2 pseudogenes are annotated in these 421 nt (G+C 59.4%); one reads left to right on the top strand and one right to left on the bottom strand.

From position 1 onward, the window contains the following. Positions 1–13: 13 nt before the first annotated feature. Positions 14–127, bottom strand: a pseudogene (locus INT12_RS31050) (helicase); the annotation flags it as partial. Between the two features lie 11 nt (positions 128–138). Here INT12_RS31050 and INT12_RS31045 point away from each other — a divergent pair. Then, a pseudogene (locus INT12_RS31045) lies at positions 139–360 on the top strand (histidine kinase); the annotation flags it as partial. Positions 361–421 lie beyond the last annotated feature (61 nt).

The raw sequence follows: 421 nt of genomic DNA, 5'->3' as shown, positions 1-421 counted from the left end.
AATCCACCTCGGTCTACTGCTTTTTCTTCGGCTTCAAATACTTGGTCAAGCCCTGGAACCAGATCACCAGCGCCGGGTTGCCCTTGATCTGGATCGACTTGTCCTGAATCCCCGTCATGAACGCCAGGTCTTTGTCACCCAACCTACGACGGCCAATACGCCGAGTACCCCAACCTGGTGTGCCTGGCCGTGCGCCTGCTGCGCAGCCGGGGCATCGGCTCCGGGCCGCACGAAACCATCCCCGACGAGCTGCTTGAACACCTGGGCTTGAGCCGTGACAAGGCTGAAGAAGTTGTGGCCAAGGTGCTGGATGCCGAGGTGCTGTTGCGCGAATTGGCCTCGCAGTTCAGCCAGGGCTGAATCGGTAGCTTGTTAGATCGCTATCGGGGGCAAGCCCCCTCCCACATTTTGATCTGCGAAC

The organism is Pseudomonas sp. K8 (assembly GCF_014889455.1).
Taxonomy (GTDB): Bacteria; Pseudomonadota; Gammaproteobacteria; order Pseudomonadales; family Pseudomonadaceae; genus Aquipseudomonas; species Aquipseudomonas veronii.
This window is presented reverse-complemented; position numbering and strand designations above follow the sequence as displayed.